Source organism: Okeania sp. SIO2B9 (genome assembly GCF_010672505.1).
Taxonomy (GTDB): Bacteria; Cyanobacteriota; Cyanobacteriia; order Cyanobacteriales; family Microcoleaceae; genus Okeania; species Okeania hirsuta.
Window position 1 is genome coordinate 1 of the sequence record NZ_JAAHGK010000148.1, and the last position, 8,726, is coordinate 8,726.

8 protein-coding genes and 1 pseudogene are annotated in these 8,726 nt (G+C 36.6%); 6 read left to right on the forward strand and 3 right to left on the reverse strand.

Translation table 11 applies throughout. The annotated features are described in order from the left end of the window. Window positions 1-1,237: pseudogene (locus tag F6K13_RS07695) on the reverse strand (folate/biopterin family MFS transporter); the annotation flags it as partial. Between the two features lie 1,049 nt (window positions 1,238-2,286). Between F6K13_RS07695 and F6K13_RS07700 the strand changes: the two are divergent. The 6 genes from F6K13_RS07700 to F6K13_RS07725 all read left to right on the forward strand — a co-directional run bounded on the left by F6K13_RS07700 (window position 2,287) and on the right by F6K13_RS07725 (window position 7,010). Further along, window positions 2,287-2,421 carry a hypothetical protein gene (locus tag F6K13_RS07700; protein ID WP_275670471.1) on the forward strand — a complete coding sequence of 45 codons (135 nt, stop codon included), beginning with the start codon at window positions 2,287-2,289 and terminating at the stop codon, window positions 2,419-2,421. After that, on the forward strand, window positions 2,418-2,894 hold the full coding sequence (locus tag F6K13_RS07705; protein WP_124147723.1) for a WG repeat-containing protein: 477 nt from the start codon (window positions 2,418-2,420) through the stop codon (window positions 2,892-2,894). Before F6K13_RS07700 ends, F6K13_RS07705 begins: the two co-directional genes overlap by 4 nt. Before the next feature lie 159 nt (window positions 2,895-3,053). Further along, the gene (locus F6K13_RS07710) at window positions 3,054-3,344 is read left to right on the forward strand and encodes a hypothetical protein (RefSeq protein ID WP_275670472.1); all 291 of its coding nucleotides are present in this window, start codon (window positions 3,054-3,056) and stop codon (window positions 3,342-3,344) included. Between the two features lie 178 nt (window positions 3,345-3,522). Further along, window positions 3,523-3,789 (forward strand): hypothetical protein, encoded by a 267-nt coding sequence (locus F6K13_RS07715; protein WP_124154847.1) that lies wholly within the window; start codon window positions 3,523-3,525, stop codon window positions 3,787-3,789. A 536-nt stretch (window positions 3,790-4,325) separates the two neighbouring features. Continuing rightward, complete coding sequence (locus F6K13_RS07720) at window positions 4,326-5,981, forward strand: HAMP domain-containing sensor histidine kinase (protein WP_205127655.1); 1,656 nt, start codon at window positions 4,326-4,328, stop codon at window positions 5,979-5,981. Between the two features lie 372 nt (window positions 5,982-6,353). Next, window positions 6,354-7,010 carry a hypothetical protein gene (locus F6K13_RS07725; protein WP_287287154.1) on the forward strand — a complete coding sequence of 219 codons (657 nt, stop codon included), beginning with the start codon at window positions 6,354-6,356 and terminating at the stop codon, window positions 7,008-7,010. Window positions 7,011-7,362: 352 nt separating this feature from the next. On the opposite strand, the gene F6K13_RS07730 is transcribed toward F6K13_RS07725, so the two are convergent. Both F6K13_RS07730 and F6K13_RS07735 read right to left on the reverse strand, forming a co-directional pair. After that, window positions 7,363-8,043 carry a sigma-70 family RNA polymerase sigma factor gene (locus tag F6K13_RS07730; RefSeq protein WP_287242570.1) on the reverse strand — a complete coding sequence of 227 codons (681 nt, stop codon included), beginning with the start codon at window positions 8,041-8,043 and terminating at the stop codon, window positions 7,363-7,365. Window positions 8,044-8,536: 493 nt separating this feature from the next. Continuing rightward, a partial coding sequence (locus F6K13_RS07735) for a hypothetical protein (protein WP_287287155.1) occupies window positions 8,537-8,726 on the reverse strand: 190 nt, incomplete at its 5' end.

Here is an 8,726-nt window from a genome sequence, read left to right on the forward strand (position 1 = left end):
TAACCACAAATTATCAAAATTTGTGGTTGTTAATAGTTATCACTAACCTATGCATTAACAATGCACCTCCTTCATGGGAGATAAGTCCAGCTAAATTATAGATAGACATTAATAAAGCAAATAGAGTTGCTTCTACTCCTGGTGGGCAAAGTCTAGCAGCTAAAACTAATACAGGCATGAAAGCAATTTCTCCCATTACTGTTAGCACTAAACTATCTCCTAAACTAAACCAATGGTCATCGATACCTAGACTGCGGTTAGCATGAGTAACTAGCAATAAAGTAGTCATTCCTAAAACAGCAGAAATAACTATAGACCATCCGAAAATTTTCCGAAAAGGAACAGATTTAAAAAAGCGTTGAAATAGCCAAACACCTATTAAAGCTGCAATACTTGTTACTAACCGTACCCTACCTAAAAATTCTGGTTGAAATCCTAATTCATTTGTGGAAAAGAAAAAGAAAGCTGACTCAGAATTAGGGGTTGCTTGCCAAATAAATAGGAAAGCAGTTGGTAATAAAATTGATTTTTTAGTAACAGCTATTTTCACCAGTTTAATTTGCTGTTTTACATTGTCAAAATTAATCCCAATAGTAACTTTTTCTTCATTAATTAACCAGGCTACAACAGAAACAATCAAAGGAAAAATAGCTGTCATTAAAAATACAGTTTGATTACTAAAATGCTCTAGTAAATAACCACTCAAATAAGCAGTTATTAGTCCTCCTAATGCTGAAGCTGCCCAACATAAAGATTGTAGAGAACCCGTACTACTAACAGATTCTTTTTGCACTTTTTGTACAACTAAAGAATCAACAATTACATCACTAATAGCCACCGATAAAGAACTCAGAGCGATCGCTCCCGTCGCTGCTAGTGGAGTATGTACCCATTTTGCCAATGCTATCCAAGAAAATGCCCCCAGTACCCCAGAAAAAATCATGTAAGGTCGTCGTCTATAACCTAATATTGGCACTCCATCTGAAATAAACCCAAAAACAGGTTTAATCATCCACGGTATGATGACAACGCCCAACATTGCCGATACTTCAGCGGGACTCATGGCCAATTCATCCTTGAGAAAGAAACTGACAGCAAGACGTCCCAACCCTAAAATTCCTTGGACGAAGTAAACAAGCAATATAGCTATGAGTTCCGGTGTCGGTTCATTGCCAAAAAATACTCTCTGTTTGAGGGATTTTTTGAGCTTGATTATCCCTTGAGAAGATATGAACATAAGTTAACACTTATTAACATTTTTTAACCAATATCATCTTATCTTAACTAGCCATCAGCTATCAGCTAGCCTCCTAGGTCGGAACTACGTTAACAGCTATCAGCCAATTTGTGCATATATTAGACACCTGTTTGCGCAGTATTTCCTCAGGAAAGGCTTTTAAATACTACTTTTTCGTAGATTTTTCGCCAATCACAGGACAATTTATCAGGACTTACGTAAAGGCACTATTTATAGAGTATAAAGACTATTGGACAATAGTTGTGAGCGCTACATATAGCGTATCTGCGTAAATCCTATTTATATCAAAAGTATGAAATTAAAGTTATAGCGATCGCCACAAAGAAAACTAATCTAAAATCTAAAAACCCAGGCGCTATAGTTAAAAAAACATCAATCTATGATTCACACTATCTATATCTATAGCGATCGCCACAACAAAAACCAATAGAACTTACGCAGATACACTATATATAGTACTCATAACTATTGGACAATAGTTACTGGACTCTATACACAGTGTCTTTGCGTAAGTCCTGACTTTTTTACTTTTTTCGTCGATCAAATTCCGAGTAAATAATTAAGTATAAATACTTGCTATACATGATTACTCAATCGCGGCAGCTATGATTTTGTTCTAAAATTCTGTCTCCTGTCTCTTGACTCCTTCTTAGGTTGCTACATTTTGTCGTGCGGAATGTAGGCTTAAATATCACTTTTTCGTAGAGTCATATCATGTCCGGTAGCATCGTTTGTGTATAAAATTAAGGTGACACTCTTGAGAAAACCTTCTGCCTCCTGCCTCTCTTGGTGCGCATTCCCTTGCGTCTAACGCCGACGCGGGGTCGCACCGCTCCTGCCTTCTGCCTTCCTTCCACCAAAGTCTAATTATTCAACCGGACATGATATCATGGCCTACAATAAGACAATTCATATCAAAAGTATGAAATTTATTTTGATTATCTCTATGTATTGCTGATTTTTGGGAATTTTTGCAATATTTACGATTTGAAATTGAGTCTCTTTAAAAGCATCAACTGTAGTTTGAATTGAACTTTGAAGAAGGAGACAGGAGACAGGAGACAGGAGACAGGAGACAGGAGGAAAATTACTTGGGGTTAGAATCCCCATGTAATTTTGAACACCCTGTAGACGGTGGGGTATTAAACCCACAAAGAAAATGATAATAAAATATTATAAATTATCGAAAATTTTGCATAAATTATCATCAATGACTAAGTTTTTAATTCCTTTTCAGAGTGATGGGAAATGGGGGTATAAAGATCGAGCTGGAAAGGTTGTAATTCCGCCAAAATTAGAAACAGCAAGTGAGTTTTCTTTAGGAGTAGCAAAAGTCAAGATTAATAATCAAACTCAATATATTGACTCTAATGGAAAATTTTTGGATGTTAATCAACCACAAGAACCAAAAAATTATCATGATGAAGTAACCGATCGTACTGAAGAATTAATACGGTTTAAAGTCAACGATCTGCATGGTTATAAAAATAGAGAAGGAAAAGAGATAATACCTCCTACTTATGTATCAGCTTGGCAATTTTCTGAAGGTTTAGCACTTGTAAAACGAGATAAAAAGTGGGGTTATATAAACTATAAGGGAAAAATTGTGGCGTTTCTGAAATGTAATGGTAAGTAGCTGAAGGTAAAATTGAAAAACTTATGTTTTGCGTTGATACTTAATCTAAAAATCATTACCACTCAGCAATGCCAAAATTGTTATTGATTTTATCTATGATTTTGCCGATAGTTTTAGTCAAGAAATAGCAAGGGGAATGCTAGAAAAAAATATGGTTATATCAATAATTGTGGAGAGGAAGTTATGCCAATTTGTTATGACGAATTAGGAAGGTTTAATGGAGAACTAGCATTTTTTAAGCAAGGAAAAAAGAGGGGATTTATTAATAAAAGGGGAGAAGTAGTTGAAACACCTACTAATCAAGATTTACCAAAGCAAAAACAAGTCAATCTAAAATGTCAATATGCCAAAGCAGAGCAAAGTACAATAACAAAAAAACAACTGGAAAATACAAACTATTCACGCAGCAGAAGAACACGCAAAAGAAGTAGCAGCAAAGTCAAGAATTAAAATATAGTGCTTCTCAGATTCATGAGTTACACTTGTTTTTCTTCTTTTCTATTTCCTATTCCCAGTTAAAATATTCCCAGTTAAGGTTTTCCCTAAAACCCATAACTTTGTACCTCACAAATATAATAATTGCTATATTCCCTAGATACACTGACCTTTTTACAGCAAAATTAAAATTATGATTTTTTTTGATTCAGGAGATGGTATTTATACTCCCAGATTTATTTCTGCTTCCTGCCTGATAAATCACATTCCCCATATCAATTTGCCATATAGAAACCCCGATTATATGTTCATAAATATGCGCGTTTTTTTAGCTAGAAGTCAGGAGTCAGGAGACAGGAGACAACCCACCCCTCGCCCCTCCCCCTCCCAAGAGGGGAAGGTAAGAGGAAAGAGGGAAGATGTGGGGAGAAACAATACAAAAAACAGTGTTGCACAGTGACGAATGATTTGATATTTTTGATAGAATTGGATTGTGGATTAATCAATTGCTAGAATGATTAATATGAGGTTTTTCTTAGTCAAAATCTAAAGCAATTTTTGGCAACATCATTCCATAATGTGCAACCCCCAAAAAACACTCCTTCTTCAGATTTTTCCTCAAAATTGATGCGCGAAAAGACTTGACTACCATAATTATATAGATATCAAATGGGTTCTATACAAAAAATAGTATAAAAATCGGTGAATTACCAAATATTTAGACTCTACCAATCATGATAATAAATCAATAATAAACACTTGATTTATCCTGGCAATTAGCAATAAATATTCGCCTCTCAATACTGACTACTAAGTAGGTGAAAATAAATAAATGCAATATTAGAGAGGGCTGATTTTTAGAACTCATCACGCTTAATTCAAAGCTTTCGGTTAAACCTGCCCCTACAATTTTTTTAACGTTTAATTAGACCTACCTACTTACTGACTACTTATCCTTTATACTATGTTTTGAACTGCGAAATGTAGGTGATAAATATGTTTCAAAAAAGTCGTCGTCGTTTAGCAATTTGGTACACTACAGTCACAGCTATTTTATTACTTATATTTGTCACAGGATTTTATATCTATTTCCGAAATACCTTGATCGAACGTATCGACGATACTTTACTTCATGTCGTAGAAGTAGTAGAGCGATCGCTAGTCATCGAATCTTTTCCCACTAAAAATAGTAAAAAATTTCGTGTTAACCTCGAAGCTAGCTTTCGAGATAATGCCAAAACAGTAGAAGATGACCATATCGACCTTGAATGGTTTAGCTCCACAGGAGAACTAATTTGGTCAACCTTTTCCGCTCCCCTAAATATTCCCATACATTCCAACCGCACTGGAGAAACAATACGAATAACCCCTCACTTGGAAAAAGTTGAAACATTACAACAACCCATAGATAATAATTTACTACTACGACAGATAACAGACAGAGTAGAAGTCGATCGCCAAGTCTTGGGATATTTGCGAGTCAGTCATCCTTGGTTTGAAGTAACAAAACCAATTCGCCAGTTAATGCTAGACCTAAGTATCATTACCTGTTTAGTCATAATTTCAGTAGGAGCAATTGGTTGGTTACTTTCTGGGTTAGCAATACAACCAGTACGGGAATCTTATCAACATCTGAAAAAATTTACTGCTGATGCTTCCCACGAACTCCGCAACCCCATCGCAATGATTCAAACTAATGTACAAGTTGCTTTAGCAGACCGAGATTTGGCATCATCCGAACATCAGCAACAACTACAAGTTATCGAACGTTTGACTCGTCGGTTAGGAAAACTGGTAGATGATTTACTATTTTTGGCACGTCAAGATAGTGGGATAGTGCAGTCCCAGTTTTCATCAGTACCTTTAGATGCTTTATTGATAGAAGTAGTAGAAGAACAACAAGCGATCGCTACTGCCCAAGAGATAAATCTAGAATTAAAAATCTCCCTACCCGACCTTATTGAAAAGGTAGTTGAAGAAGGAGTCAGGAGTAAACCCACCCCTAACCCCTCCCAAGAGGGGAACTCAGGAGTCAGGAGGGAAAGTTGCATGGAGTATCTCACCCCAAACAATTTTGAACACCGTGTAGACGGTGGGGTATTAAACCCGCAAAAAAAAGATAAAAATCAAGACACATCTCCAAGCATCAAAAATCTTACATCTGAGGAAGATATTACACTCATAGGAGATTGGGATCAACTAGCTAGGTTATTTACAAATCTGATTAGTAATGCAATTCAGTATACCCCATCTGGTGGTCAGATAGTAGTAGAGTTGCAGCGCTTTCCCAAAGTCAAAAAAGCAACTTTGAGGACTCACAAAGGGAAACTAGGCAATAGCTCTGAGAGTAGTGGAGTAATTTTCAGAGGTTATCAAAACCTTAAATATAAATATGACTCTCTTCAAGTAACAGTCAAAGATAATGGTATTGGTATTCCTATTGATACATTATCACGTTTATTCGATCGCTTTTATCGAGTAGACCCTGCTCATTCACATCATGGTACAGTTGGGTCAGGTTTAGGGTTAGCGATCGCTCTAGCTATTATAGAAAATCATTATGGCCAAATATCCATAGAGAGTCATCCTCAAGTTGGTACTATGGCCACAGTTACTTTGCCGATAAATCAGAGTCATATCAAATCCGGTTGAATACTTATTATATAGTTGTGGGAGATGGGGAGATGGGGAGTAGAAAGTGTGGATAGAATCATAAACATATACTGTATAACCGGATTATATATTAGAAGTTAGATTTGATCGGCTAAAAACTAAAAAAATTGACAATACAATAGTTTCAGGCAATTATTTGACATTTATAAATGCTCAAAGTTAGTCAGAGATTACTTCTGACTTCTGTACGGGTGAATGGCCATTTGCTAACGCAGAAGCTCTCCGCTTTATATGTTGCGGAGCAAAACGCCCCTACTAACTTCTGACTTGCGCGTAGCGCTATAAAACCTGCCCACAAGTCGTTTCCATCCACCGCTTAAAAGACGGTGGTTTCCCACTTACCGATTTTTTATGATGATTCAATATCTTTCTAAACTTGTTGAAAAAACTCCGATCATTAGTACCATTTGTAGCAGTTTAATGATGGGACTAATTACAGTTGCTCTAGCTGGAGGGCCTCCACCTGGTACTACTAAGCCACCTACTCAACCTTCAAGAAAAGAACCTGCTGAAGTTGAAGAGAATACAGAACCTCGTCGTCGTCAACCTCCTGCTAGTAAACCATCTGGTCGTCAAGGAAAACCAGTAGAGGCAGAACGAAAGAGAAGTGAGCCTCCTCGCCGTCAACCCCCTAATGTAGGAAACCCTGCTGGCCAGCAGCAAGAGATTAATGAAATACCACCACAATTTCCTGAACCAGCAGGTAGAGTTACCCCTGTGGAAGGTCTCGTTACTCTAAGATTGATTAATCAAACGGATGCCGTAATTAAATATCAGGTAATTGGTGGCCGACATAGGACTCTAGGAGAAAGGTCAGTAGCAGAAATATATGAATTGCCAGTCCCATTAACGTTAACCTACCAACGTCCTGATGGAGGGTTATTATTAGTAAGTCCTCGGGGTATTTCTCCTAGAGTATTAGAGGTGAGGTTTAATTCCACAGAAAATTTTGATTTAGATACTAAGTCACTAAATATTACTGGGAGAGGAGGAGTATTTTTGAACTAGGTTAATTTAAAGACAAATTTGAGGTCTGAAGTTTTTAAGTTACCATCTACATAACTTTCAATCCTAAGTTAAATTTAAAAAATTTCGGCAGAAGACCTACTTCATAGGGGACGTTTTGCTAATGCAAAGCTTTCCTAAGTAATTCTATGGAAACGCAAACAGCATGAATACCGAACAATGTTGTGCAATAGCTAAAGAAAGAGTTGCTTGGTAGATAAATTAACGATCGACCTTAGACAGAGAAATGTTTTTTGTGACTTTTGCCTGTTCCCTATTTGGTAAATATCTGTCTTTGAAATATCAGGACTTCTACCATAGCGCAGTCTTGACCTTAACTACATCAGGATTCTGGTTATTTTGAAACTTTGAGAAACTGATTTATACTCGTACTAACTTGTTTCATATCATCATTAAAATAGATAGCTTTAATATCCTCTGGTAAATTATTATCTAGATGATGGTATCCCTGCTGCAACAAAGATTTTATCTCCTGAGATGAAATAGTTTCTCCCTCAGCTTGGAGATATGCTGCAATTCTTGTTTCACTCCAGTGAAAAGTCTGAGACATTAACAGAATCAAGCGCAGTAGTGCCTCTAACTGGTCTAATACTTGCTTAACATAGCACCATAAAGGTGGTGGAGCTACCTGTAAAGAATAACGAATTGATTCAACAGGAGGAATTTCTGCTTGGTTAAGACTAATAGCTGTAACATTTATTAACCAATTCTGGAGAGTAGTATTTTCGTTGGTTGGATCTGCCCCCTCTCGTAAATCTAGGCCACGCAGTTCATAAAATATATGTTGCCAAGTTTGGGCAAATAGATAATCTGCTTGAACAGGGGATCGCACGGAATGTTGAATTAAAGTTTGGACTATCATACCATAGCGACAAAAAATCGCTACGAAGTATTTTCCTTGGTCTGGATAGTTTTGAAATAAGGTTAATAGTTCCTGGTCACTATGATGGAATAGTGACTTAACTATAGGGTGATTAGATTCAGGAAATGTGTAAGTAGGGTCTGTTTTTAGCATAAAGTATGAAAAATTTAGATTAATGAATATTCGGTCGAACCACTATTAATTCTAAAATAAGGCAATTAAAATTATTAAAAAGCTTTCAATACCTAATTCTATGCACTGCTTTTTTAGGCTGAAATGCTAATAGCTGAAGTGCTAATAGCTGATAGCTAGTGAAGCTGTTCAGAATTTAGGCATTGCTAAATAAATGTATGATATTACATAAGTCAGATGTTAGGAGATGAAAAGGAGTTTTTTCCTAACTATTAGAGTGGAGAGAGGTCTAATAAACATCTCCAATCATAAAAAATAAAATCAATTATCGCACATAAATTACTAATTCTTTCCGCCTACTCCCTCTTTTCTGGCTATGCTTTATAAACATCTTTCTTAAGAGTAAACTTGACAAAATATACAAGTTATGTATAAGTACTTGAGAGACTTTTTCCTCAAAAATAATGTATTGAAAAGTACATTTTTTTGAGAACTTAAGCAGCGATCGCTACTGCTAAATTGACTTTTTCTCTCTTCTCCCCTGCTCCCTCTCTTGGTGCGCTACCAGATGCGTCTGTCGCACCCCGCGGGGTTGCACCGCTGCTCCCCTGCTCTCCACAAAGTTTTCAGAAGTTCCTGATAATGGATAGCTTTTCTGGAGATGTCTAATATATTCTGTCCATGGCCCTATGCCCTCCCCACTG

What these genes read in the sequence shown, in the direction of transcription:
- F6K13_RS07705 (WP_124147723.1), top strand. Translation starts at nt 2,418, where the DNA reads ATGATAATAAAATATTATAAATTATCGAAAATTTTGCATAAATTATCA.
- F6K13_RS07715 (WP_124154847.1), top strand. Translation starts at nt 3,523, where the DNA reads ATGATTTTTTTTGATTCAGGAGATGGTATTTATACTCCCAGATTTATT.
- F6K13_RS07720 (WP_205127655.1), top strand. Translation starts at nt 4,326, where the DNA reads ATGTTTCAAAAAAGTCGTCGTCGTTTAGCAATTTGGTACACTACAGTC.
- F6K13_RS07725 (WP_287287154.1), top strand. Translation starts at nt 6,354, where the DNA reads ATGATGATTCAATATCTTTCTAAACTTGTTGAAAAAACTCCGATCATT.
- F6K13_RS07730 (WP_287242570.1), bottom strand. Translation starts at nt 8,043, where the DNA reads ATGCTAAAAACAGACCCTACTTACACATTTCCTGAATCTAATCACCCT.